The 23,398-nt window shown below is 63.7% G+C and carries 21 protein-coding genes; 8 read left to right on the top strand and 13 right to left on the bottom strand.

All coding sequences use genetic code 11. The annotated features are described in order from the left end of the window. Positions 1–1,038, top strand: a 1,038-nt coding sequence (locus tag UB31_RS04505) for an IS5 family transposase (RefSeq protein WP_245305927.1), incomplete at its 5' end; no start/stop codon positions are given. 501 nt (positions 1,039–1,539) lie between these two features. Here the strand turns inward: UB31_RS04505 and UB31_RS04500 are convergent. Together UB31_RS04500 and lepA are read right to left on the bottom strand one after the other, a co-directional pair. Continuing rightward, entirely contained in the window at positions 1,540–1,833 is a 294-nt protein-coding gene (locus tag UB31_RS04500) for a hypothetical protein (RefSeq protein ID WP_045009963.1), read from the bottom strand. A 197-nt stretch (positions 1,834–2,030) separates the two neighbouring features. After that, entirely contained in the window at positions 2,031–3,842 is a 1,812-nt protein-coding gene (gene lepA, locus UB31_RS04495; protein ID WP_045009962.1) for a translation elongation factor 4, read from the bottom strand. A 114-nt stretch (positions 3,843–3,956) separates the two neighbouring features. Between lepA and UB31_RS04490 the strand changes: the two genes are divergently transcribed. After that, the gene (locus UB31_RS04490; protein WP_045009961.1) at positions 3,957–5,582 is read left to right on the top strand and encodes a glycosyltransferase family 39 protein; all 1,626 of its coding nucleotides are present in this window, start codon (positions 3,957–3,959) and stop codon (positions 5,580–5,582) included. A 3-nt stretch (positions 5,583–5,585) separates the two neighbouring features. Here UB31_RS04490 and UB31_RS04485 read toward each other — a convergent pair whose 3' ends face one another. From UB31_RS04485 to UB31_RS04465, 5 genes are all read right to left on the bottom strand, one after another. After that, the gene (locus tag UB31_RS04485; RefSeq protein WP_045009960.1) at positions 5,586–5,903 is read right to left on the bottom strand and encodes an HPr family phosphocarrier protein; all 318 of its coding nucleotides are present in this window, start codon (positions 5,901–5,903) and stop codon (positions 5,586–5,588) included. Then, positions 5,900–6,301, bottom strand: coding sequence for a PTS sugar transporter subunit IIA (locus UB31_RS04480; protein ID WP_024339151.1), 402 nt, complete (start codon positions 6,299–6,301; stop codon positions 5,900–5,902). Before UB31_RS04480 ends, UB31_RS04485 begins: the two co-directional genes overlap by 4 nt. A 134-nt stretch (positions 6,302–6,435) precedes the next feature. Next, complete coding sequence (locus UB31_RS04475) at positions 6,436–6,960, bottom strand: HPr kinase/phosphorylase (protein ID WP_045009959.1); 525 nt, start codon at positions 6,958–6,960, stop codon at positions 6,436–6,438. Then, complete coding sequence (locus tag UB31_RS04470; RefSeq protein ID WP_045009958.1) at positions 6,957–8,747, bottom strand: sensor histidine kinase; 1,791 nt, start codon at positions 8,745–8,747, stop codon at positions 6,957–6,959. Before UB31_RS04470 ends, UB31_RS04475 begins: the two co-directional genes overlap by 4 nt. Before the next feature lie 116 nt (positions 8,748–8,863). Then, positions 8,864–9,565, bottom strand: coding sequence for a response regulator transcription factor (locus tag UB31_RS04465; RefSeq protein ID WP_045001704.1), 702 nt, complete (start codon positions 9,563–9,565; stop codon positions 8,864–8,866). Between the two features lie 238 nt (positions 9,566–9,803). On the opposite strand from UB31_RS04465, the gene UB31_RS04460 reads away from it, so the two are divergent. The 3 genes from UB31_RS04460 to UB31_RS04450 all read left to right on the top strand — a co-directional run bounded on the left by UB31_RS04460 (position 9,804) and on the right by UB31_RS04450 (position 15,115). Next, positions 9,804–10,541, top strand: a complete 738-nt coding sequence (locus UB31_RS04460) for a HugZ family pyridoxamine 5'-phosphate oxidase (protein ID WP_045009957.1) — start codon at positions 9,804–9,806, stop codon at positions 10,539–10,541. Positions 10,542–10,619: 78 nt separating this feature from the next. Further along, positions 10,620–13,214, top strand: coding sequence for a CHAT domain-containing protein (locus UB31_RS04455; RefSeq protein ID WP_045009956.1), 2,595 nt, complete (start codon positions 10,620–10,622; stop codon positions 13,212–13,214). 284 nt (positions 13,215–13,498) lie between these two features. Then, on the top strand, positions 13,499–15,115 hold the full coding sequence (locus UB31_RS04450; RefSeq protein ID WP_045009955.1) for a phosphoenolpyruvate carboxykinase: 1,617 nt from the start codon (positions 13,499–13,501) through the stop codon (positions 15,113–15,115). Positions 15,116–15,344: 229 nt separating this feature from the next. Here the strand turns inward: UB31_RS04450 and UB31_RS04445 are convergent, their stop codons facing one another. Both UB31_RS04445 and UB31_RS04440 read right to left on the bottom strand, forming a co-directional pair. Then, positions 15,345–16,160, bottom strand: coding sequence for an acyl-CoA thioesterase (locus tag UB31_RS04445; RefSeq protein ID WP_045009954.1), 816 nt, complete (start codon positions 16,158–16,160; stop codon positions 15,345–15,347). A gap of 94 nt (positions 16,161–16,254) precedes the next feature. Continuing rightward, complete coding sequence (locus UB31_RS04440; RefSeq protein WP_045009953.1) at positions 16,255–18,780, bottom strand: glycogen/starch/alpha-glucan phosphorylase; 2,526 nt, start codon at positions 18,778–18,780, stop codon at positions 16,255–16,257. 205 nt (positions 18,781–18,985) lie between these two features. On the opposite strand from UB31_RS04440, the gene UB31_RS04435 reads away from it, so the two are divergent. Further along, positions 18,986–19,228, top strand: coding sequence for a hypothetical protein (locus UB31_RS04435; protein ID WP_045009952.1), 243 nt, complete (start codon positions 18,986–18,988; stop codon positions 19,226–19,228). 63 nt (positions 19,229–19,291) lie between these two features. Here UB31_RS04435 and UB31_RS04430 read toward each other — a convergent pair whose 3' ends face one another. After that, a complete protein-coding gene (locus tag UB31_RS04430; RefSeq protein WP_045009951.1) occupies positions 19,292–19,582 on the bottom strand; it encodes a GIY-YIG nuclease family protein in 291 nt (96 codons plus the stop codon). Positions 19,583–19,777: 195 nt separating this feature from the next. Between UB31_RS04430 and UB31_RS04425 the strand changes: the two genes are divergently transcribed. Next, positions 19,778–20,209, top strand: coding sequence for a hypothetical protein (locus tag UB31_RS04425; RefSeq protein ID WP_045009950.1), 432 nt, complete (start codon positions 19,778–19,780; stop codon positions 20,207–20,209). Positions 20,210–20,235: 26 nt separating this feature from the next. Here the strand turns inward: UB31_RS04425 and UB31_RS04420 are convergent, their stop codons facing one another. Further along, positions 20,236–21,006: a DUF2865 domain-containing protein gene (locus UB31_RS04420; RefSeq protein ID WP_045009949.1), complete on the bottom strand. Its 771-nt coding sequence runs from the start codon at positions 21,004–21,006 to the stop codon at positions 20,236–20,238. Positions 21,007–21,156: 150 nt separating this feature from the next. Beyond that, positions 21,157–21,720, bottom strand: a complete 564-nt coding sequence (pyrE, locus tag UB31_RS04415) for an orotate phosphoribosyltransferase (protein WP_045009948.1) — start codon at positions 21,718–21,720, stop codon at positions 21,157–21,159. 186 nt (positions 21,721–21,906) lie between these two features. On the opposite strand from pyrE, the gene UB31_RS04410 reads away from it, so the two are divergent. Next, a complete protein-coding gene (locus tag UB31_RS04410) occupies positions 21,907–22,533 on the top strand; it encodes a glutathione S-transferase family protein (RefSeq protein ID WP_045010001.1) in 627 nt (208 codons plus the stop codon). A 42-nt stretch (positions 22,534–22,575) separates the two neighbouring features. Here UB31_RS04410 and UB31_RS04405 read toward each other — a convergent pair whose 3' ends face one another. Beyond that, a complete protein-coding gene (locus UB31_RS04405; protein WP_045009947.1) occupies positions 22,576–23,211 on the bottom strand; it encodes a LysE family translocator in 636 nt (211 codons plus the stop codon). Positions 23,212–23,398 lie beyond the last annotated feature (187 nt).

Below are 23,398 nucleotides of genomic sequence, written 5' to 3'. Positions count from 1 at the left end.
GAGAGATCTGAAGAGGGTCTTGGGATGGCATATCGGCAGGTTGGGCAACCGAGCTTCGCAGATGCGCTGGCGTCGCGGCGTGGGAAAGGCGGTGCGGTGCTGAGGCGGATTTGCGAACTGGTCGATTGGGGGGCTGTGGAGCGCGTGCTGTGCGGCCTTCCGGAACCTGAGCGTGGCGCGCCGGCCTATCCTCGGCTGGTGATGTTCAAGGCTGTGCTGTTGCAGCAATGGTACGGGCTGTCCGATCCGGAACTGGAAGAAGCGCTCGATGACCGGGCCTCTTTCCGCGACTTCTGCGGCTTTGCGCTGGGCGACGAGACGCCCGACCATACGACGATCTGGCGCTTCCGCGAAGCTTTGCAGCAGGCCGGTCTGGACGAGACGCTGTTTGCCGAGATGCTGCGCCAGATCGACGCGCGCGGGCTGGTGCTGCGTCGAGGCACATTGATCGACGCCAGCCTGATCCCGGCGGCGGTGAAGCCGCCGAAGCCGCCAAAGGACCCGCTGCCGCCCGGCCCAGACGGGCGCGCGCCGAGCAAGCTGGTCAACAGCGAGCGCGATGCGGATGCGCGATGGACCAAGAAGGGTGGCAAGCGATACTTCGGCTACAAGGCGCATGTCGGTGTCGACCAGTGCTCGGCGATCATCCGTCGCAGTAAGCTGACCGACGCTGCGGTCAACGATACGGTGCCGGCCGATGAATTGATCAGCGGCGACGAGAAGGCGGTCTACGCCGACCAGGCCTATGACAAGCACGAGCGCCGCGCCGGGCTGGCTGCCCGGGGCATCAAGCCGCGGCTGATGTTCCGGCCCAACAAGCATCATCCCCTGACCGAGCGGAAGAAGCGCTTCAACGACGCCGTGGGACGCCGCCGCGCGCCGGTCGAGCAGGTCTTTGCGCGCCTCAAGGGCGTTTACGGCTGGGCGCGCGCTCGCTATCTGGGCTTGGCACGCAACCATACCCATCTGCGTCTTCTCTGCTTGGCCATGAACCTCAAACGATGGGCGGTGCTGTGTCCCGCGGGAGGTGTGGCGTGACTGCCGTAGCCCAACGCCATCGATCGGCCACGAAAACAAGGCCGTCTGCGTTCGCTCGCCATCCGAGGCCACACAAAAAAATGCCCCACATCGAGCCTCACTCCCGCACGGCCAATTAAGCAAAGCCCTCGCTTGCGGGAGAGGGCTGGGGTGGGGGTGCTTCCGTAATGGACACTCCCGATGTGGAGAGAGCCCCCATCCGGCGCTTCGCGCCGACCTCCCCCGCAAGCGCAGGGCGATCGCACAGCGGAAGGCTGCCGGATGAGCTCGGCCTGCATGGTTCGAGACGCCCGCTTTGGCGGGCTCCTCACCATGAGGGTTTAATATCGCGCCGCAAAACGCGACCTCATCCTGAGGGCCCGCCATAGGCGGGCGTCTCGAAGGATGGGCCGCAGGCAAGCTGCCCGCCACGTTTTTCTTCATATGCGATAGCCCTGCCCGCAAGCGGGAGAGGTGGACCGCGTCCTCGGCTTGCATCGATTCAACCAAAACTCTTCGCTTTTAGACGTCCGTCATCGGAAGCAATTCCAGCTTCGCCGCCGATTTTTCCAACAGCCGGGCTTGCGCCGCCCGCCGGGGATCATTCCGATAATTTTGAAAGTCCGCATCGGATGCGAAGCTGACAATGTGCATCTCGATGGTGCCATCCGGATTTCGAAGCCGCCGCTCGATACATCCGTTGAACTCAGGCAAGAGCGGCAGGACGGCCTCTTCGTAGGCGCGAAAGCTGTCGACACCCTCGGTAGGTATCCGGGCAATGAGCACAAACGTTACGGGGTTGGTTTGATGGGACATCACCGCTGCCGGTCACACACGCTGCGATCCTGCCATCATGCCCCTGTTTTGCCCGACGGAGCAAACGGATTTCGTAAAATCGAAAAAATGCAATGCCGACAAGCCCCTCGCTACTGTGCATGGGGTTGTTTTCGCGTTTTTGTTTGAGGCGAGGCTGGCGCGGCCGGAGTGAAGCCGGCGCCAAGCAGCGCCGCGCCTCAGCTATCGACCTTCAGCGCGGCAATAAAAGCTTCCTGCGGGATGTCGACCTTGCCGAACTGCCGCATCTTCTTCTTGCCTTCCTTCTGCTTCTCCAGAAGTTTTCGTTTACGCGTGATGTCGCCACCGTAGCATTTTGCGGTGACGTCCTTGCGCAGTGCGCGCACGGTCTCGCGGGCGATCACCTTGCCGCCGATCGCCGCCTGGATCGGGATCTGGAACATGTGCGGCGGGATCAGCTCCTTCATCTTCTCGACCATGGCGCGGCCGCGCCCCTCCGCGCGGGTCCGATGCACCAACATCGAGAGCGCATCGACCGGTTCGTTGTTGACCAGGATCTGCATCTTGACGAGATCGGCCGGCTTGTAGTCGGTGAGATGATAGTCGAACGAGGCGTAGCCCTTGGAGACCGACTTCAGGCGGTCGTAGAAATCGAACACCACTTCGTTGAGCGGCAGATCGTACTTCACCATCGCGCGCGAGCCGACATAGGTCAGCTCCTTCTGCGAGCCGCGGCGGTCCTGGCAAAGCTTCAAGACGCTGCCGAGATATTCGTCCGGCGTGAGGATCGTGGCCTCGATCCAGGGTTCCTGGATCTCCGCGATCTTGACCACGTCCGGCATGTCGACGGGATTGTGAATGGAGATTTCCTGCCCGTCGGTCAGCTTCATCTTGTAGATGACGCTTGGCGCGGTCGCGATCAGATTGAGATCGAACTCGCGCGACAGACGTTCCTGGATGATCTCCAGATGCAGCAGGCCGAGGAAGCCGCAGCGGAAGCCGAAGCCGAGCGCGGCCGACGTCTCCATCTCGTAGGAGAAGCTGGCATCGTTGAGGCGCAGCTTGCCCATCGCCGCGCGCAAGGTCTCGAAATCATCGGCGTCCGCGGGGAACAGGCCGCAGAACACCACCGGGATGGCCGGCTTGAAGCCCGGCAGCATTTCGGTGACCGGCTTCCGGTCGTCGGTGATGGTGTCGCCGACGCGGGTGTCTGCGACTTCCTTGATTGCGGCGGTGATGAAGCCGATCTCGCCGGGGCCGAGCTCGTCGACCTGCGTCATCTTCGGCGTGAAGAAGCCGACGCGCTCGATGTCATAGGCCGCGCCCGTGCCCATCATGCGGATGCGGCTGTTCTTCTTCATGACGCCGTCGACGACGCGGATCAGCACGACGACGCCGAGATAGACGTCGTACCAGCTGTCGACCAGCAGCGCTTTCAATGTGGCTTCGCGATCGCCCTTCGGCGGCGGCAGGCGCGTGACGATCGCCTCCAGCACATCGGGAACGCCGAGGCCGGTCTTGGCCGAGATCATCACCGCGTCTGACGCGTCGATGCCGATCACGTCCTCGATCTGCTGCCTTATCTTCTCGGGTTCGGCCGCGGGCAGGTCGACCTTGTTGAGGACCGGCACGATTTCATGACCCGCATCGAGCGCGTGGTAGACGTTGGCAAGCGTCTGCGCTTCCACGCCCTGGCTGGCGTCGACCACCAGCAGGGAACCCTCGCAAGCCGCCAGCGACCGCGAGACTTCGTAGGCGAAGTCGACATGGCCGGGCGTGTCCATCAGGTTGAAGATGTAATCCTTGCCGTCCTTGGCGTGGTAGGCGAGGCGGACCGTCTGCGCCTTGATGGTGATGCCGCGCTCGCGCTCGATGTCCATGGAATCGAGCACCTGCTCCTTGCCCGCCATTTCACGGTCGGTGAGGCCGCCGGTCATCTGGATCAGGCGGTCGGCCAGCGTCGATTTGCCATGGTCGATATGGGCGACGATGGAGAAATTGCGGATGTTGGAAATGGGGACGGTCGTCATGGGCGCGGGATACCACTCACATCCCCGTGCGGCAACCATATTGCTGTATTTTCAGGGGCTTTGTTCACGCCAAGCTGATTCCACACTGGCCCAAAACGCGCTACGCAACGGCCCATGTCGACCACCTCGATCCCATCCGCCCGCGCCCGCGCAAAGCCCCGGGTGAGCTTTGGCCGCTTCCGGGCCTGGCTGGTTGCCTGCGCGATCCACCCCTCAGCCCGGCTTTGGCTGGTGATCCAGTTCGCGATCCTGCATGCGGTGATCTGGACCTTCATCCTGATCAATCTCAAGGCAGCGCAGGACGTTCACATGGACGTCGCAGAGGCCTGGGGCTGGGGCCAGAAGTTCCTGCTCGGCTATGGCAAGCACCCGCCGCTGTCGGGCTGGATCGCCGGCGTCTGGTTCATGGCGTTCCCGGCGACGGATTGGGCGACCTATGCGCTCGCAATGGCCACCGTCAGCGTAGGCATGGTGATCTGCTGGCTCGTCGCGTTGCGTGTCGTCGATCCGCGCCGCGCGTTCCTGGTCGTGGCGATGGTCGCGCTCTACCCGATCTTCAATTTCAAGGGCTTCAAGTACAACCCGGACCTGTTGCAGCTCGTCACGCTGCCGCTGCTCGTGCTTGCTTATCTCAACGCCTTCGAGAAGCGGAGTTGGCAATCCGGAGTCTTGCTCGGGCTTGCCGGCGCGCTGGCGCTGATGACCAAATACTGGGTGCTGACGATGATCGGCGCCATCGGGCTTGCCGCGCTGATCCATCCCGACCGGATCAGATTCCTGTTGTCGCCCGCGCCATGGGTCGCGATCGCGACGATGGCCGTGGCGATGATCCCGCACATCGTCTGGCTCGCGGACGCGCATTTCGTGCCGCTGACCTATGCCGGCGATACCTACAGCATCGAGGATGCCGGCCTCGTGCATCAGCTGGTGTTCGGCTATCTCCTGCACAATGTCGCGCTGCTGGCGTTGCCGGTGGCGCTCGCAGGCCTCGCGATGGCATTGGTGCCGCCGTGGCTGACGCTGCTCTCGCGCGCGCCGTTGCGCATCGTCACGCGGGCCTGGGCGCGGGGCGTCAATTCCGGCGTCAATCTCTCGCAGGCGCTGAATATCTGGATCATCCAGATCATCGTCGCAGCCGGGCCGCCGCTCGGCGCGCTCATCTTCAGCATCTACATGAAGACCGATTGGGGCATCTCGCTGTTCTTCCTGGTGCCCTTGGCGCTGGTCGCGATCCCGGCGCTGCGGGTGCAGGGTGCGACGCTGTTCAATATCGTTGCGATCTGGCTCGTGCTCAGCATCGCGACGCTCATTGCCTCGCCCTGGATCGCCGCGCGCGAGATGGCGGTCAATGCCGACAATACGGCGACCTATGGCGCGCGCTCGGAGCTCGCGCGTGAACTGACGCAAGCCTGGCACGCGCGTTTCGCTTCGCGTTGGGCCGTCGTCGCCGGCACCATGGAATCGATCCAGCCGATGGTGTTCTACAGCCCCGATCATCCGGCCGCGTTCACGCCGAACGAAGCCTGGAGCTCCGGCCTGACGTCACTCGAGGACGTCAAGAAATACGGCTTCATCGGTGTGTTCGATCCGACCGACGGCCGGTTGCCCGCGTTCGAGAAATGGGTCTCGGAGACCGCGCCGAACGCCGAGCGCATCGTGATGACGACGCGCCGCTTCACCCACGGCAAGGCCGGACCGTCGATGACCTGGAACGTCTACATCGCCCCGCCGGAGAAGTGACCCTCAGGTCCCTTCTTCGTTGAACTTGCTTTCAACGAGCTCCGTGATCGCCGTAAGCGCAGCTTCCGCATCGGTACCCGCTGCCGCCACCGTGATCGTCGTGCCCGGTCCCGCGGCTAGCATCATCAGGCCCATGATCGAGGTGCCGCCGACGGTCTCGCCGCCGCGCGTCACCCACACTTGCGCGTTGAAGCGCTCGACCGCCTGGACGAATTTTGCGGAGGCGCGGGCGTGCAGGCCGCGCTTGTTGATGATCAGGAGGTCTTTAGAGATCGCGCCCGCGGGCACGCCCGTCCCGGCTTGCGGCGCGTCGTCGCTCATTTGCCGGCGAGCACGCGGCTGGCAATGGTGACGTATTTGCGGCCCGCTTCCTGGGCCATTGCGATCGCGTCGGGCAGCGAACGTTCTTCACGCACCTTGGCAAGCTTCACCAACATGGGAAGGTTGATGCCCGCGAGCACTTCGACCTTCGGCCGGCTCATGCAGGATATTGCAAGGTTCGACGGCGTGCCGCCGAACATGTCGGTGAGGATCGCAACGCCATCGCCGGAATCGACGCGGTTAACCGCTTCGATGATGTCGCTTCGACAGAGATCGGAATCATCTTCGGCGCCGATCGTGATCGCTTCGATTTGCTTTTGTGGGCCCATGACATGTTCAAGCGCTGCCTTGAATTCGTCGGCAAGGCGCCCGTGGGTCACAAGTACTAGACCAATCATCGGAAAAACTCCTCGCGGGCGCTTTTGGTGCACCGCACGAACGCGCCACTTTGACCATCCAGAGCCCCCGCGCAAGAGGGGATGTTGCGTATCTCCCTGAATCTAGACGGATGGATGAGGGGAGCTGCGCCGGTCTATTCGGTCGCGATAGTGGGGTTCATATGGTTACCATTTCCCTTCAAACAATCGCCTGAAGGGTTAACGGAAGATGAACTCTTGGTAGTGGTCAAGGCCGCGACAACCAGTGGGAGGGGCGAATAACCGCGCCCGATCGGGATTCGCGGTATTTCGACACCTAAAATGCATATTTTCAGCGATTCCGCCGCAGGCAGGCGCTCGGCGTCCGCGGCGTCCAGATCGACCACGAGGCCGACGGTCGCACGCTCCACGAAGTCGCAGCGGCGAATTCCCAGGCCCCGGATCTCGATCAGGCCGGCCAATGGCTGGGCGGGACCAACCTCAATTTCATCGCCGACTGTCGCCAGATGGACACGGTCATCGCCGACCAGAACGGCCCTTTCGACCACGCCGGCGCGTCCCGCCATGATTAAATCGAAGGCAAGCCGCGACTTGCCGGAGCCCGAGGGCCCGCGGATCAGCACCGCCAGATTCCCGACCTTGACCGCGGAGGCGTGAATGCTGGGGCCGCCGTCGCTCATAGCGCCGGCAGCCTCACCACGAAGCGCGCGCCGGCAACCGTCGCCGCGCCGTCGGCGTCCGCAGGGCCTGCGCGGTTCTCCGCCCAGATGCGTCCGCCATGGGCGTCGACGATCTGCTTGGAGATCGAGAGCCCGAGCCCGGAGTTCTGGCCAAAACCCTGATGCGGACGGTCGGTGTAGAAGCGCTCGAAGATGCGCTCCAGCGCATCATCGCGGATGCCGGGGCCGTCATCGTCGACCACGATCTCGATCTCACCGCGCACACGCCGGCAGGTGAGACGCACCTTGCTGCCGGGCTCGGAGAAGGATTGCGCGTTGGCGAGCAGATTCGAGACCACTTGCCCGAGCCGTGAATCGTGACCGGTCACGGAAAGCGTGTCGGTCGGACTGCGGCCCTCGAAGCGCGCCTCGACCGCGACGTCGTGGCCGAGTTTTGTTTCATTAGCGACCCCAACCAGCGTGCCCAGGAGGCGCCTGAGATCCACCGGACTGGCATCCTGCCGCTGGAGTTCGGCATCGAGCCGGCTCGCGTCCGAAATGTCCGAGATCAGCCGGTCGAGCCGCTTCACGTCGTGCTCGATCACCTCGAGCAGGCGGGCACGGCTGTTCTCGTTGCGCGCCAGTGGCAGCGTCTCGACCGCGGAGCGCAGCGAGGTCAGCGGGTTCTTCAGCTCATGAGCGACGTCGGCGGCGAACATCTCGATCGCCTCGATCCGCTTGTAGAGCGCATTGGTCATGTCGCGCAGCGCGCCGGAGAGATGGCCGATCTCGTCACGGCGGCGGGTGAAGTCGGGGATCTCGACGCGGCTCTTGATGCGCCGGCGGACGCTCTCGGCGCTGTCGGCGAGCCGGCGCACCGGGCCCGCGATCGTGCTCGCGAGCAGCAGCGACAGCATGATCATGACGGTGGCGGCGACACCGCCGACCTTGAGGATCGCCAGGCGTTCGGCGGTGACCATCTGGTCGATGTCGTCGCCTTGGGTGGACAGCATCAGCGCGCCGTGGATGGCGCGCGAGCGCAGCACGGGGACGGCGACCGAGACGATCACCTCGCCGCGCGCATTGACTCGCACCATCGAGCGCTTCTGGCCCTCGAGTGCATCGGCGACTTCCACATAGCCGTTGCCGTTCTCGCGCCCGAGCTCACGATACAGCGGCAGGTCGCCGCGGTTGATCCAGAGGCGTACCGCCACCGTCCCGCGTTCGACCAGGCCGGGCTTTTCCGACGGCGGCGGCAGCGGCAAGGTCCGCACGTTGTCGAGGTCACGGCTGTCGAGCAACACCGAGCCGTTGGGATCGAAAATCCGCGCGCGGGTCTTGGTTGGTGAGATCAGCGTGCGCAACACCGGCGCCACGCGCTCAGGATTGATCGGAAAATCCAGCGAATCGTCCGGTCCGCCATAGCTCTCGCCCAGTTTCAGGTCGAGCAGCCGCTCAGGGTCGACGGTAATCGCATTGGTCTGAACCGTCGCCGACGCTCCGATAGCGCCCGCGATGATTTCGGCCTGCACCAGGAGGCTCTGTGCCCGCGCGTCGATCAGGCCGGCGCGGAACTGCGACAGATAAAGGATGCTCGCGACCAGCGCGACCAGGCCCGCGAGGTTGAGCGAGACGATGCGGCGGGTCAGGCTCGAGAACGACAGTGCGAAGAAGAACTGCCCGGCGCGCTTGATCCAGTTCAGCGGCCGCCAGCCCTGCGCGATCGGCTTGTCGTCATGATCCGAGGCGCCGTGGGAAGCGCTGTCCTCGGCGTTCGAACTCGACTCAGGCTGCGTTCGGTCCAGCAATGCTCACGCCCGCGTTAGGACAGCTCGTGCGATGGGTCCCCGCATCCTAGAGCCATCCCGGCCCTGATGGAATCAGAACCGGCGTTGCTCTCGTCTTTTGTGAAGGCGCGTGCGCCTCAGGCTTCCTTGAAGCGGTAGCCGACGCCGTAGAGCGTCTCGATCATCTCGAAATCGTTGTCCGTCACCTTGAACTTCTTGCGCAGCCGCTTGATGTGGCTGTCGATGGTGCGGTCGTCGACATAGACCTGATCGTCATAGGCGGCGTCCATCAGCGCGTTGCGGCTCTTGACCACGCCGGGGCGCGTTGCGAGCGCCTGGAGGATCAGGAATTCGGTGACGGTCAGTGTCACCGGCTCGTTCTTCCAGGTGCAGGTATGGCGTTCCGGGTCCATGCGCAGCAGGCCGCGGTCGAGCGCCTTGGCGTCGTTCTCCTTCGGCACGACGGTCGGATCCTTCGGCGCCGAGCGGCGCAGCACCGCCTTGACGCGCTCCACCAGCAGGCGCTGTGAGAACGGTTTGCGGATGAAATCGTCGGCGCCCATCTTGAGGCCGAACAGCTCGTCGATCTCTTCGTCCTTGGAGGTGAGGAAGATTACCGGCAAGTCGGATTTCTGCCGCAGCCGCCGCAGCGTCTCCATGCCGTCCATGCGCGGCATCTTGATGTCGAGGATGGCAAGATCAGGCTGGGTGGTGCGGAAACCGTCCAGCGCAGAAGCGCCGTCGGTGTAGGTCATGATGCGGTAGCCTTCCGCTTCCAGCGCGATCGAGACGGATGTGAGAATGTTGCGGTCGTCGTCGACCAAAGCGATTGTGGGCATGAGCCTGCTTTCTGCTTTCCGTTTGGATCGTGGCTTAAACGGCGAGCAATCCAGTGGTGCGCCGCATAGATGGGTCCCGAACTTGGAGTTCGAACTTTGTCACCGAGCAATGCAAGCTGGGCTGAAGTGTGACCAAGTTCCACGAAACACGGCAGATTCGCCGCATATCGACCCATAACCAGACCCTCGTTTACCCGAAAAAAGGCCCCTCTTGCAACCACCTGAACCGAGAAAGCCAATGCAACCGACCCCCGATTTCGACCCCGGAAGGCTCGCCAAATCGCTATTGCGGCGGTCCCGGCAGGGGGCGCTGGCCACGCTGATGGCCGGCAGCGGCGATCCCTATTGTTCCCTGGTCAATCTGGCGAGCCACCCCGACGGCTCGCCCATCCTGCTGATCTCGCGCCTGGCCCTGCACACCAGGAATATCCTGGCAGATAGCCGGGTCTCCCTGATGCTGGATGAGCGTGCCGCGGGTGATCCGCTGGAGGGCGCCCGGATCATGCTGTCCGGCCGGGCCGAACAGGCGGACGTCGAAAAAGATCTCCTCCAGCGACGGTATCTCAATGCTCATCCGTCGGCGGAAACCTTTGTTTTATTTAAGGATTTTTCGTTCTTTCGGATCATCCCTGCGGGAACCCATCTGGTCGCAGGCTTCGGCCGGATCGTGGATCTCGAGCCGGGGCAATTCCTCACGGACCTTGCGGGAGCCGAGGACCTGCTGGCGGCCGAGGAAGGCGCAGTCGAGCACATGAATGCCGACCACCGCGACGCCATGGGCCTCTATGCGACCAAGCTGCTCGGTGCGGCCGAGGGGGACTGGCGCTGCACCGGCTGCGACCCTGAGGGCCTCGATATGCAGGACGACGACCAGACCGCGCTGCGGCTGGACTTCCCGGAGCGGGTGACGACTGGCACGGCGCTGCGCAAGATGCTGGTCAGGCTTGTCGGCGAAGCGCGTGCCAAGGTGGACTAGCTGCGACAATTTTGAACGCTGGCGCCCATCGCCGCGACCCAAGACCGTGATGGTCTACGGTTGGCGGCGAGAGGTTTCATGACGCGTTGTCGTTTGGCATGGATCGCGGGTTTGGCGCTCGCGATCACCTTATCGTTTGCCACGCTCGGCCTGGCCCAGAAGGCCGATCTTTCCGCACAAAGCGCGCGGATCAATGCGCTCAGAAGCGCCGGCAAATATCCGGAAGCGCTACCGCTGGCGCAGGCCATGGTGGCGTCACTGGAAAAGACCAGCAACAGCCGCGACCTTGCGGCAGCGCTCAACAACCTCGCGCAGATCTATGCCGATCAGGGCCATGACGATCAGGCCGAGCCGATCTACAAGCGCGCCATTGCGCTGATGGAAAAGGGCACCGGCCTCGACAGCGTCGAGATCGCGCCTGTGCTGAACAATCTCGCCGCGCTCGATCAGCGGCAGAGCCGCTTCGCGGAAGCCGAGCCGTTGTTCAAGCGCGCACTCGCCATTCGCGAAAAGGCGCTGTCGCGCGAGCATCCCGATGTCGGCCAGTCCCTCAACAATCTCGCCACGCTCTATGTGAAGCAGGAGCATTTTGCCGACGCTGAGCCGCTGTTCCAGCGCGCGCTCGCGATCTACCAGAAGGTCGGCGGTCCCGAACATCCGGCGGTCGCGACGCTCCTGAACAATATCGGCCAGCTTGATCGCGACCTCAATCGCGACGCCGATGCAGAGGCACCGATCAAGCGCTCGCTCGCGATCCGCGAAAAGGTGCTGGGGCCGGATCATCCCGACGTCGCGCGCTCGCTGAACAATCTCGCCGGGCTCTACGAGCACCAGCAGCGCTATGCCGAGGCCGAGCCGCTCTATCGCCGTGCGCTTGTCATCCGCGAGCGGGCGCTTGGCCCGGATCATCCTGACGTGGCGACTTCGACCAGCAATCTTGCCTATTTCCTCTATGTGGCCGGGCGAAATGCCGAGGCGCTGCCGTTTGCCGAAACGACGCTTGCGACCAATCGCGCGCAATTGCGTGTCGTTTTGCCGATCCTGTTTTCCGCGCGCCAGCAATCCCTGCTGCCGGCCGACAAGGCGGTAGACGAGGCACTCGCGGCGATCCAGCGCGGCACGCAATCCTCCGCCGCATCCGCCGTGAACAAGCTCGCGGTACGGCTCGCGGCCGGCAGCGACCGGCTCGCCGAGCTCGTGCGCAAGGACCAGGATCTCGCGGCAGAGGCCGAGGCGCTCGACAAGGCGATCATCACCGCGGTGTCGAAGCGAGCGGCGCAACGCGACGTCGCGGCCGAGCAGCGCAGCCGCGCGCGCATCGCCGCAATCACAAGCGAGTGCGCCGGGTTGCAGAAGACGCTCGCCGTTGAGTTCCCCGACTACGCCTCGCTCTCCAATCCGTTGCCGCTGACGGTGAAGGACATCCAGCCGCTGCTCTCTGCTGATGAAGCGATGACGATCTATTCCGTCGTCGACAAGCGGAGTTATGTCATCGCGATCACGCGCGACGGCGTCGACTGGAAGGAGATTCCGCTTGGCGCAGATGCGCTGGCGCAGAAGGTCACCGCGTTCCGCAAGGGCCTCGATGTCGGCAAGGCGCGCGACGCCTCGGGCAAATCAGGCCTGTTCGACCTCGCGCTCGCCAACGAGCTCTATGTCGCACTGCTCGGCCCGGTCGAAGCGCTGACAAAGCAGAAGCGCAGCCTGCTCGTGGTGCCGTCGGGCGCCTTGACCGCTTTACCGTTTCATCTGCTCGTTACGGAGACGCCGCAGGCTGCGATCCCGGACAAGCTCGAAGGCTATCGCAGCGCCGCCTGGCTGTTGCGCCGCCAGGCCGTGTCGGTGCTGCCGTCGGTGGTCAGCCTGAAATCGCTTCGCGCCTTCGCGCGTGGGGATCAGGGCATCAAGCCGATGACGGGCTTTGGCGATCCCGTGTTCAATCCCGCCGAGGCCGGACCTGCCGACCGGCGCGCAGCAGGCGGGAAAGTCGCCGCGCGCAGCATCGCGACATCAGCCTATACCGATTTCTGGCGCGGCGCCGGCGTCGATCGCGCCCGGCTTGCGCAGGCGCTGCCGCAATTGCCCGACACCGCGGACGAGCTGAACGCGGTGGCCAAGGATGTCGGCGCGGCCGAGGCGGACATCCATCTTGGCCGCGATGCCAGCGAGACGACGCTCAAGCATGCAGCGCTTGCTCAATACAGCATCATCTACTTTGCCACCCACGGCCTCGTCGCCGGCGATATCAAGGGCGTGGGCGAGCCGTCGCTTGCGCTGTCCATTCCCGACCAGCCCTCCGAGCTTGACGACGGTCTGCTGACCGCGAGCGAAGTTGCCCAGCTCAAGCTCAACGCGGATTGGGTGGTGCTGTCAGCCTGCAACACGATCGCCGGCGACAAGCCTGGCGCCGAGGCCCTGTCTGGATTGGCGCGCGCGTTTTTCTATGCCGGCGCCCGCGCGCTGCTGGTCTCGCACTGGGCCGTAGATTCCGAAGCTGCCACCCGCTTGACCACATCGACCTTCGATCTGCTCAAAAACGAACCAAAAATCGGCCGAGCCGAAGCGCTGAGGCGCGCCATGTTAACCTATCTCGATGACACCTCGTCACCGCGCAATGCTTATCCGGCGATGTGGGGACCTTTCGCACTCATTGGCGAAGGTGCGGTACGATAGACTAACCTCTGGAATTGTGCGTCGCAACAACAACGGAGAACTCCGAATTGAGCGTTTGGTTGCGCGACCATCCATAATTTTTTGATGCGCCTGCTCAGAGCAGACATGCGCGACTTTTGGCGCAGTCCTTGAATAAACCAAATCCCAAGGGATCAGCTTGGCAACGTCAGCGTTCACCGATATTAGGTCGTCCAACCGAGGCCGGACGGCCTGTTATTAACGGTGGCCGCGATGGCACCAAAGCTTGGTCGCGCAGAGTGTCGCGGGTTCTAGGAGGATTTTTCGTGCAAGAGACGGGCGTGCGCAACGGTGCCTTCGGCGCCGACAAATTCGGCTTAAGGAATCTCAAGCAGGTTCACTGGAACCTTGGCGCGCCGCAACTCTATCAATACTCGCTCGCCGCGGGCGAGGCGGTGCTGTCCGCCGACGGCGCACTCTGCGCCGACACCGGTGAGTTCACCGGCCGCAGCCCCAAGGACAAGTTCACGGTGCGTGACGCCACCACCGACAAGAAGATGTGGTGGGCCGGCAACCAGTCGATCACCGCGGAGCAGTTCGAGACGCTCTACCAGGACTTCCTCAAGCACGCCGAAGGCAAGTCGCTGTTCGCGCAGGACCTCTATGGCGGCGCCGATCCGGCCTACCGGATCAAGACCCGCGTCTTCACCGAGCTCGCCTGGCACTCGCTGTTCATTCGCACGCTCTTGATCCGCCCCGAGGCGGTTGAGCTGCCGAGCTTCACGCCGGAGCTCACCATCATCGACATGCCGAGCTTTCGCGCCGATCCGAAGCGCCATGGCTGCAAGTCTGAGAACGTCGTCGCGATCGACTTCGCCCGCAAGATCGTCCTGATCGCCGGGTCTTACTATGCCGGTGAGATGAAGAAGTCGGTCTTCACCACGCTGAACTATTATCTGCCCGAACGCGGCGTGATGCCGATGCACTGCTCGGCCAATGTCGGCGCCAAGGGCGATGCCGCGATCTTCTTCGGCCTGTCCGGCACCGGCAAGACCACGCTGTCGGCCGATCCCAACCGCACGCTGATCGGTGACGACGAGCACGGCTGGGGCCCGAACGGCATCTTCAATTTCGAGGGCGGCTGCTACGCCAAGTGCATCAAGCTCTCGCAGGAAGCCGAGCCCGAGATCTACGCCGCCTCGACGCGCTTCGGCGCGGTGCTCGAGAACTGCGTGCTCGACGAAGACACCCGCGTGGTGGATTTCGACGACGGCTCCAAGACCGAGAACACCCGTTCGGCCTATCCGCTCGACTTCATCCCGAACGCCTCGCGCACCGGCCGCGCGCCGCAGCCGAAGAACGTGGTGATGCTCGCTGCCGACGCCTTCGGCGTGCTGCCGCCGATCGCAAAGCTCTCGCCGGCGCAGGCGATGTATCACTTCCTCTCCGGCTACACCGCCAAGGTCGCCGGCACCGAGCGTGGTCTCGGCAACGAGCCGCAGCCGGAATTCTCCACCTGCTTCGGCTCGCCGTTCCTGCCGCTCGACCCCAGCGTCTACGGCAACATGCTGCGTGACCTGATCGCGGAGCACAATGTCGATTGCTGGCTGGTCAACACCGGCTGGACCGGCGGCAAGTACGGCACGGGCTCGCGCATGCCGATCAAGGTGACGCGCGCGCTGCTCACCGCGGCGCTCGACGGTAGCTTGCGCAACGTCGAATTCCGCACCGACAAGTACTTTGGCTTCGCGGTCCCGACCGCCCTGCCGGGCGTGCCGAGCGAGATCCTCAACCCGGTCAACACCTGGAAGGACAAGGACGAGTTCGACAAGACCGCGCGTGCGCTGGTCGGCATGTTCCAGAAGAACTTTGCCAAGTTCGAAGCCCAGGTCGACGCCGAGGTGCGCGCGGCTGCGCCGGACGTGAAGCTCGCGGCGGAGTAATCTCTTTCAGTGTGAATACAAAAGGGCGGCCGAAAGGCCGCCTTTTTTTGTGACCACTAGGGCGAACCACACAGTGTCGTCCCGGCGAAGGCCGGGACCCATACCGCATGATCTATCGAGGGAGTGCAGCGCAAGTACCGGCGAAGAAACGATAACTACGAATCTTCGCCAAACTACTTCCTGTGGTTATGGGTCCCGGCCTTCGCCGGGAAGACGTTGGGGTGAGCCCTCACGCCTTGAAATACGCGATCTGCGTGCTGGTCGCGAGCAGCCTTCCATTCGGCGACCACAGCTCGGCGTTCTGGTCGGCGTAGCTCTTGTGCATGATCTTCGAATCGGCCGTCGCGAGCACGCGGGTGATGTCCTCGGCCGCGAGCTCTTCGCTATCGGTGTGAAAATACGTCGTCAGCGACACCGTGCCGAACGGCACCAGCTCGCGTCGCGCGTGGAAGATGCGGCCGAAGAAGGCGTCCGACATCGACATCAGCGACAGCATGTCGAGCTTGCGCGGCGTGCGGTCGCCGATCCAGATCTTCGAATAGGTGCTGGCGAGCTCGGCCTGCGGCGAGCCGATCCGCATCTCGCCCTCGACGAAACGGAATTCATACTGGTTGGCCCAGGACGCCGAGATCTTCGGGAATGGCAGCGTTGCCTCGAACGCGGTGGCGTCCGGATATGTCGCCACCCTGTGCTCCCAGGACGGCCGGCGCTCGGCGAACACGGCGGTGGCGAGCGTCGCGACCTCGCCGCCGCCCTGCGACAGTTCGACGCTCCAGTGCTGGCTGGAACGGTTGGCCTTCACCAGCCGTATGTCGAGATCGAAGGGTCCTTTGGCGATCGGCGCGCAGTAATTGACGGTGAGGGCGAGTGGTTCGCCGGCGCGTTGCGGATGCTCGATCAGCGCGCGCAAAATGGTCGCGGCGGTAGCGCCGCCGAACGGACCGACAAAGGCCCAGTAGTCGTCGCTGGTGTGCCCCTGCCAACTGCTGTCACCGGCGGTGATGCGGGTGGCGTCGTCGAACGGGTGCGGGAGTTTCGCGTGCATTGTTTGATCCGGCTTTCAATGACGGACGTCATATCACGTCCGACGCCGGCTTGTGCAATTACCTCAGAGGTAGCCGATTTCACGCAGCGGAAAATCAACTGGCCGCGTCGCGCAAATCCTCTGCCTCCTGGAACGGCGGCGTCACCGGATTGACCGGCACGTTCCAGATCTCCTCGGCGTATTCGCGGATGGTACGATCCGAGGAGAACCACGCCATGCGCGCGACGTTGAGGATCGATGCGCGCGTCCAGGCCGGCGCCACCTGCCAGCGCGCGTCGACGCCGCGCTGTGCCTCGTAATAGGAATCGAAATCGGCGCTGACCATGTAATGGTCGAGATAGCGCAAGGCGTGTGCGATGGATTCGAACCGACCGGGCTCACCGGGCGAGAACTCGCCGGCGCCGATCGCATTGATGGCACGCTGTAGCTTTGGCGATTTGCGGATCACGTCGGAGGCATCCAGCCCCTGCTTGCGGCGGATCATCACGTCGCCGGCCTCCATGCCGAAGATCGCGATGTTTTCCAGGCCGACATGGTCGCGGATCTCGATGTTGGCGCCGTCGAGCGTACCGATCGTGAGGGCGCCGTTCAGCGATAGCTTCATGTTGCCGGTGCCGGACGCTTCCATGCCGGCGGTCGAGATCTGCTCGGACAGGTCGGCCGCGGGAATGATCACTTCCGCAAGGCTGACATTGTAGTCGGGCAGGAAGACGACCTTGAGCTTGCCGCCGATTGCGGGGTCGTTGTTGACGACTTCCGCAACGTCGTTGATCAGCTTGATGATCAGCTTGGCGTAGCGATAGCTCGCCGCCGCCTTGCCGGCGAAGATCTTGACCCGCGGCACCCAGTTTGCGTTGGGATCGTCCTTCATCGACTGGTACAGCGCGACCGTCTCGATGACGTTGAGCAGCTGCCGCTTGTATTCGTGGATCCGCTTGATCTGCACGTCGAACAGCGCGTTCGGATCGACCTTGATGCCGATCCGCTCGCCAATCAGGCGCGCCAGCGCCGTCTTGTTGTGAAGCTTGACCGCACGGAATTTCTGTTGGAACGCGACGTCGCTGGCGCGCGCTTCCATCAGGCTGAGCTGGGTCGGATCGTCCAGCACGGCGTCGCCGCAAGCCTCGCGCAACAGGTCTGTCAGCCTCGGGTTCGCCAGCATCAGCCAGCGGCGGAAGGTGATGCCGTTGGTCTTGTTGGTGATGCGGCCGGGATAGAGATGGTTGAGATCGTGGAACACGGTCTCGCGCATCAGGTCCGAATGCATCGCCGAGACGCCGTTGATGCGGTGCGAGCCGACGAAGGCGAGCTGGCCCATGCGGACGCGCCGGCCGCTCCTCTCGTCGATCAGCGAGACCGAGGCGCGGAAATCGATGTCGCCGGGCGCGCGCGCTTCGGCCAGCGCCAGATGCTGCACGTTGATGCGGTAGATGATCTCGAGATGCCGCGGCAGCAGGCGCTCGAACAGCTCGACCGGCCAGGTCTCCAGCGCCTCGGGCAACAGCGTGTGGTTGGTGTACGACAGCGTTGCGACCGTGATCTTCCAGGCCTCGTCCCAGCGGAAATTGTGCAGGTCGATCAGAATCCGCATCAGCTCGGTGACGGCAAGGCTCGGATGAGTGTCGTTGAGCTGCACCGCGACCTTGGACGACAGGCTGCGGAGCTGACCGTCGGACGAGAGATGCCGCTTGATGAGATCCTGGAGCGAGGCCGAGACGAAGAAATATTCCTGGCGCAGGCGCAGCTCGCGACCCGCCGGGCTCTCGTCGTTCGGATAGAGGAATTTGCAGATCGCTTCCGCGCGCGACTGCTCGGAGCTGGCGCTGACATAATCGCCCTTGTTGAAGGCGTCGAGCTTCAATGGATCGGGCGAGCGCGCCGACCACAGTCGTAGCGCATTGACGTGCTGGCCGCGCCAGCCGACGATCGGCGTGTCATAGGCGAGCGCCTGCACGGTCTCGCCCGGATGCCAGATCGCGCGGTCGCGGCCCTTGTCGTCGACATGCTCGACGCCGCCGCCGAAATTGATGTCGTAGATCACTTCCGGCCGCTGCAATTCCCAGGGGTTGCCGAAGCCGAGCCACTCGTCCGGATATTCCTGCTGCCAGCCCTGATTGATGATCTGGCGGAACAGGCCGTAATCGTAGCGGATGCCGTAGCCGATCGCGGGGATCGACAATGTCGCCATGCTCTCCATGAAACACGCGGCAAGCCGTCCGAGGCCGCCATTGCCGAGTGCGGCATCCGGCTCGCATTTGCGCAGCTCGGGCAGGGAGACGCCGAGATCGCCGAGCGCGACCTCGAAGATCTTCAAAAGTCCCATATTGTTCAGCGCGTCGGTGAAGAGGCGGCCGATCAGGAATTCGAGCGAGAGATAATAGACGCGCTTGCGCCCCGCGTCGTAGCTGCGCTTCTCCGCGCTGAGCCAGCGATGCACGATGCGGTCGCGCAGCGTGAGCGCCGCAGCCTGATACCAGTCGTGCTTGGTCGCCATGCCCGCGTCCTTGCCGATGGCAAGGCGCAGCTTCGCCAGGATCGCACCCTTGATCTCAGACAGCGCGAGTTCGTCGATGGGCTGACCGGGGGCGGGGAAATTTGGCTGGAACGATTGATCTTGCAAGGCCGTCACTTCCTGGTCGCGAGAACACCACTAACCCTACGCAACTTGCTTCCGGACCGAAACCTCGCTGGCGCGGCCGTGAACTGCGCTGGCGTAAAATTATGCAAGGAACGGGCCGGTTTGGGAACCCGGGCGAGCACGGAGAAGCGTGGATTTGGTGCTAGATTGGGCGCCAATTCAGCCATCAGTATGGAGGAGACGCCCCATGAGACCTCTGATGCGACTGCTGATCGAAATCGCCACTGCGGCGCTTGTTGTCATCTGCATCGCCACCTCGAGCGCCGCCTTTGCCGCCGGCAAGGGCCGCAGCGCCGACGGCCTCAGCTGCGCGGTCTCGCTCCCGCAAAGCGCCACACCAGCGGCACGCTGCGCCGCCATCAAGCACCAATGCGGCGGAAAGTTTTATGCGAGCGCGTGCGGGGATAAGTTGATGTCGGCTGCGAATTGAGCACGACTGGTGCAACGAAGACGGCGTCGTCCTGGCGAAAGCCAGGACCCATTACCCCGACTGTCAGATGAGGCCCGATTGGTCATTCCAATCCGGATTTTCCTGCTCGATCAGCTTGATCTTCCAATCGCGTTTCCAGAACTTGAGCTGCTTCTCGCGCGTGATCGCTTCTTGCGGAGTGGCGAAGACCTCAACATGCACGAGGCGGAAAATCTTGTACTTCTGCACGAACTTCGAGCCTCGCCCCGAACGATGCAACTCTAGCCGCATGCGGATGTCGTTGGTCACGCCGATGTAGATCGTCCCGTGATGACGGCTTGCAAGGATGTAGACGTAATAGCTGCTCGCGTTCATGGCTGTGGCTCAAGCTCGCAAAAGCAACGCTGACCGGGGTAATGGGTCCTGGCTTTCGCCAGGACGACGATTTCAAACAATCGCGCTCGTTATCGGAACAAATTAAGAACACTTTAGCAAGTCTTTGATATATCATTGTGATTCGGCGCGTTGCCGACACAATATCTAGGGTCTGTCCGACGTTGCGAGGACTACATGTCCACCATTGCCTTCGATCAATTTGCTCTCACCCGGATCGCGGATTTCGCGCGCTCGCTGTCGCGGCTGCATCTGGCGGCGCGGCGCTATGCCGTCGATGACGATCAGTTCGACCGCGAGTTCAACGCGGTGTGCCAGTCGATCTGGGGCTACACCATCGACGACGTCAGCGACGATCTGTTCGCGGCTGAGGATCATTTGTTTCTCGACACGCTGGATGAAGCGCATGCGCGCATCTTCGCGGCCGAGCAGGGCTACGACCTCGTCGGCGAGGCGGGCATGCTGACCGACTGGTGGGGCTTTTGCTGGATGATCTTGGCCGAGAAGCGCGGTCTGCTCACGGCAGACAACCGCGCCGCCGCACGTGCGGCGATCGAGGAGAAATATCTGGCGGCGCCGAATGTGATCGGAGTGATTATCGGACGGTGATGCTCTCGCTCCTCACCATGAGAAGCTCAATCCAACCCCGCCCGCTTCGCCGACTTCGCCGGCGCCTTCGGCACCGTCACATCAGGCAGCGTCCCGCGCACGATCTCCGCGGCCGGAGCGTCGGCCGCCACTGTCTCCGCCCGCACTGGCGCCACCTTCATCTCGCCGAGCCGGGCGCGGACCTGTGCGGTGAGGCCGGGATAGGAGGCGACCGGGGTGAACTCCGCGGTCTGGTCGTTGCCGAGGCGGACGCCGGTATAGGCGACCAGGCCGTCGGTGGTGGCGATGACGTCGCCAGCCTTCAGCGAAGGGTCCAGTGCGAGGTCGACCGGGGCAAGGCCAACCGGCTCGCGGCCGTTGCAGGTGCAGTCCGCGCGTAGCGCCTTGCGGTAGGCGAATGCGTTCTCGCTGTCGGCATAGCGTTCGCCGGTCTGCGCAAAGGCGCCGTCGATGCTGGAGCCGAAAAAGACCTTTGTGGCGGTGGCAGGACAGAAAGCCTGACACATCTGCGCCGGCGAAGCGACGCCGCGCATCAGCGGAAAATATTTTCCGTCGCAGCTGCGCACGCAGAACGCGGGACCCGAGCTGCCAGCGGCCGCCGAGCGCGTCGGCGGGACATATTGCGGGGTCGCGGGATTCTGCTGGCCGGTAAAGGGATCAGCGTATGAGTTCGCCTGTGGCACCTCGCGCTGCGGCCGCTGCTGTGCGCCACCGAAAAGGAAGTCGAACAGGCCCCCAGCCGAAACCGGGGCGGGAGCCGCAAGCAGCGGGCTTGCGAAAATGGCGGCCACAAGCATCGCGCGACGCCGCCGGCGCGCATGGGACACAATCGTACGCAACGCTTACTCCACCCGACGCTACTGAACCGGCCGGGACCCGCGAGGTCTCAGCACATGATTCACCATAACGGGGGATGGTAAATGAGCGGTTGAGGGGAGCTTGGCGCTTTACGCCTTCAAGAACTCTGATGCCTTGTAGAGCGAGCGGAAGGGCAGGCCGGCCGCACCGAATGTATCGGTGGCGCCTTCCTCGCGGTCGACCATGGTGAGCACCAGCACCACCTCGGCGCCGGTTTCGCGCACGGCTTCCACCGCTTTCATCGCCGAGCCGCCGGTGGTGGTGACGTCCTCGACGATCACGACGCGCTTGCCTTGAAGCGTTTCGCCCCTGGGCAGGCCCTCGATCGCGAGCTTTGCGCCGTGCTCCTTCGGCTTCTTGCGCACGAAGAACGCTGCGATCGGATGGCCCTTGATCCAGGAGATCTGCGCCAGCGCGCCCGCAAGCGGCACTGCGCCCATCTCGAGCCCGCCGATGAAATCGAGCTGATCGTCCTTCAGCGTCTCGTAGGTGAGCTCGGCGAGCAGCGTCGCGCCCTCCGGGTCCAGCATAGTCGGCTTGAGGTTGAAATAGAAATCGCTCTTGCGGCCCGACGCGAGCGTCACCTCGCCGCGGCCAAAGGAGCGCCGGCGGATGATTTCGAACAGGCGGGCGCGGGAGGCTGATTTCGACACGGCGGTCCCTCGGGAGCGTTCTTAGCGGAAGCGGAATTTATCCGCCACGGCGGTGACATTCCAGAGGGGGCGGGTCCCGTCAACAGGGATCGGCCATTCCGGTGCGCCGGTTGTGGGGGTGCAACCTTCTGGAGTAGTTGGATGCCAGATATCTCGGGCAAGAAACTGGGCAAGGAAACAAGGCAAATGACCATCGAACTGCACACCTGGAACACGCCGAACGGCCGCAAAATCTCGGTCGCGCTGGAGGAAATGGGGCTGCCTTACAAGGTGATCCCGGTGAACATCAGCAAAGGCGAGCAGATGGCGCCTGGGTTCCTGAAGCTCTCTCCGAACAACAAGATCCCAGCGATCGTCGACCCCGAGGGGCCCGACGGCAAGCCTGTCAGCGTGTTCGAGTCCGGTGCGATCCTGCTCTATCTCGGCGAAAAGACCGGTAAATTCCTGCCCAAGCCGCTGGCCGGCCGCATTCCGGTCTACGAATGGCTGATGTGGCAGATGGGCGGCTTCGGGCCGATGCCGGGCCAGGTGCATCATTTCATTGCACTCGAGAACGAGCAGGACCGCGCCTACGGCCTCAAGCGCTACATGGCGGAGACGCGCCGGCTCTACGGGGTGCTGGACCGTCGCCTGGACGGCCAAGATTTCGTCGCCGGCGATCTTTCGGTCGCCGATTTCGCCATTCTGGGCTGGGCCTGGCGCCATCCGCGCCACAAGGTGGATCTGGCCGATTTCCCCAACGTCAAGCGCTGGTACGAGGCCCTGATGGCGCGCCCCGCGGTGAAGCGCGGGATGGAGGCGAAGCTGGATTGATCTGTCATCGCCCGCAAAGCCGGGGCATGACAGCTTCCTTAGTCACACCTTCCGCGCCTCGACCGCCATCCTGACCGCGAGCCCGGCCAGCACCGTGCCCATCAGCCAGCGTTGCACCAGCATCCAGCTCGGCCGGCTCGCCATGAACAGCGCGATCGATCCGGCCGCGAGCGCGATCACCGCATTCACGCTGACGCTGATCGCGACCTGGATCGCGCCCAGCACGAGCGACTGCGTCAGCACGCTGCCGGCGGTGAGATCGAGAAACTGCGGCAGCAGCGCGAGATAGAGCATCGCGATCTTCGGGTTGAGCAGATTGGTGACGAAGCCCATCGCGAACAATTTTCGCGGGCTGTCGATTGCGAGCTGCTTCACCTCGAACGGCGAACGGCCGCCCGGCTTCATCGCCTGCCAGGCGAGCCAGAGCAAATAGCCGGCGCCGGCGAAGCGCAGCGCGTCATAGGCAAAGGGAATGGCGAGCAAGAGCGCGGTGATGCCGAACGCGGCGCACAGCATGTAGACCACGAAGCCGAGCGCCACGCCGCCAAGCGAGACGATGCCGGCCGCCGGCCCCTGCGTGATCGAGCGCGAGATCAGATAGATCATGTTCGGTCCGGGCGTGAGCACGAGACCGAGGCAGACGAGGGCGAAGCCGAGCAGGGCGGATGTATGGGGCATGGGTGAACCGGTGCGGGGGATCGTACGGTTCTAATATGCACGGCTCGGTGAGGCCATCGCGCAATTGCTCGGAGGACAATTGGATTCGCCGCGTTTTACTCCAACGTCGTCCCGCCGAAGGCCGGGACCCATACCGCGAGGTCTATCGATCGCAAATGGTCGGAGTACCGAACGACGAATCTTCGCC

The sequence above is a fragment of the Bradyrhizobium sp. LTSP849 genome, assembly GCF_000938255.1.
Taxonomy (GTDB): domain Bacteria; phylum Pseudomonadota; class Alphaproteobacteria; order Rhizobiales; family Xanthobacteraceae; genus Bradyrhizobium.
The sequence above is the reverse complement of the archived record's forward strand: the minus strand, read 5'-3'. Positions and strand labels throughout refer to the sequence as shown.

Excerpts from the sequence above, each read along its gene's own strand:
- UB31_RS04500 (WP_045009963.1), bottom strand. The coding sequence starts at position 1,833 with ATGTCCCATCAAACCAACCCCGTAACGTTTGTGCTCATTGCCCGGATA.
- lepA (WP_045009962.1), bottom strand. The coding sequence starts at position 3,842 with ATGACGACCGTCCCCATTTCCAACATCCGCAATTTCTCCATCGTCGCC.
- UB31_RS04490 (WP_045009961.1), top strand. The coding sequence starts at position 3,957 with ATGTCGACCACCTCGATCCCATCCGCCCGCGCCCGCGCAAAGCCCCGG.
- UB31_RS04485 (WP_045009960.1), bottom strand. The coding sequence starts at position 5,903 with ATGAGCGACGACGCGCCGCAAGCCGGGACGGGCGTGCCCGCGGGCGCG.
- UB31_RS04480 (WP_024339151.1), bottom strand. The coding sequence starts at position 6,301 with ATGATTGGTCTAGTACTTGTGACCCACGGGCGCCTTGCCGACGAATTC.
- UB31_RS04475 (WP_045009959.1), bottom strand. The coding sequence starts at position 6,960 with ATGAGCGACGGCGGCCCCAGCATTCACGCCTCCGCGGTCAAGGTCGGG.
- UB31_RS04465 (WP_045001704.1), bottom strand. The coding sequence starts at position 9,565 with ATGCCCACAATCGCTTTGGTCGACGACGACCGCAACATTCTCACATCC.
- UB31_RS04460 (WP_045009957.1), top strand. The coding sequence starts at position 9,804 with ATGCAACCGACCCCCGATTTCGACCCCGGAAGGCTCGCCAAATCGCTA.
- UB31_RS04455 (WP_045009956.1), top strand. The coding sequence starts at position 10,620 with ATGACGCGTTGTCGTTTGGCATGGATCGCGGGTTTGGCGCTCGCGATC.
- UB31_RS04445 (WP_045009954.1), bottom strand. The coding sequence starts at position 16,160 with ATGCACGCGAAACTCCCGCACCCGTTCGACGACGCCACCCGCATCACC.
- UB31_RS04435 (WP_045009952.1), top strand. The coding sequence starts at position 18,986 with ATGAGACCTCTGATGCGACTGCTGATCGAAATCGCCACTGCGGCGCTT.
- UB31_RS04430 (WP_045009951.1), bottom strand. The coding sequence starts at position 19,582 with ATGAACGCGAGCAGCTATTACGTCTACATCCTTGCAAGCCGTCATCAC.
- UB31_RS04425 (WP_045009950.1), top strand. The coding sequence starts at position 19,778 with ATGTCCACCATTGCCTTCGATCAATTTGCTCTCACCCGGATCGCGGAT.
- UB31_RS04420 (WP_045009949.1), bottom strand. The coding sequence starts at position 21,006 with ATGCTTGTGGCCGCCATTTTCGCAAGCCCGCTGCTTGCGGCTCCCGCC.
- UB31_RS04410 (WP_045010001.1), top strand. The coding sequence starts at position 21,907 with ATGACCATCGAACTGCACACCTGGAACACGCCGAACGGCCGCAAAATC.
- UB31_RS04405 (WP_045009947.1), bottom strand. The coding sequence starts at position 23,211 with ATGCCCCATACATCCGCCCTGCTCGGCTTCGCCCTCGTCTGCCTCGGT.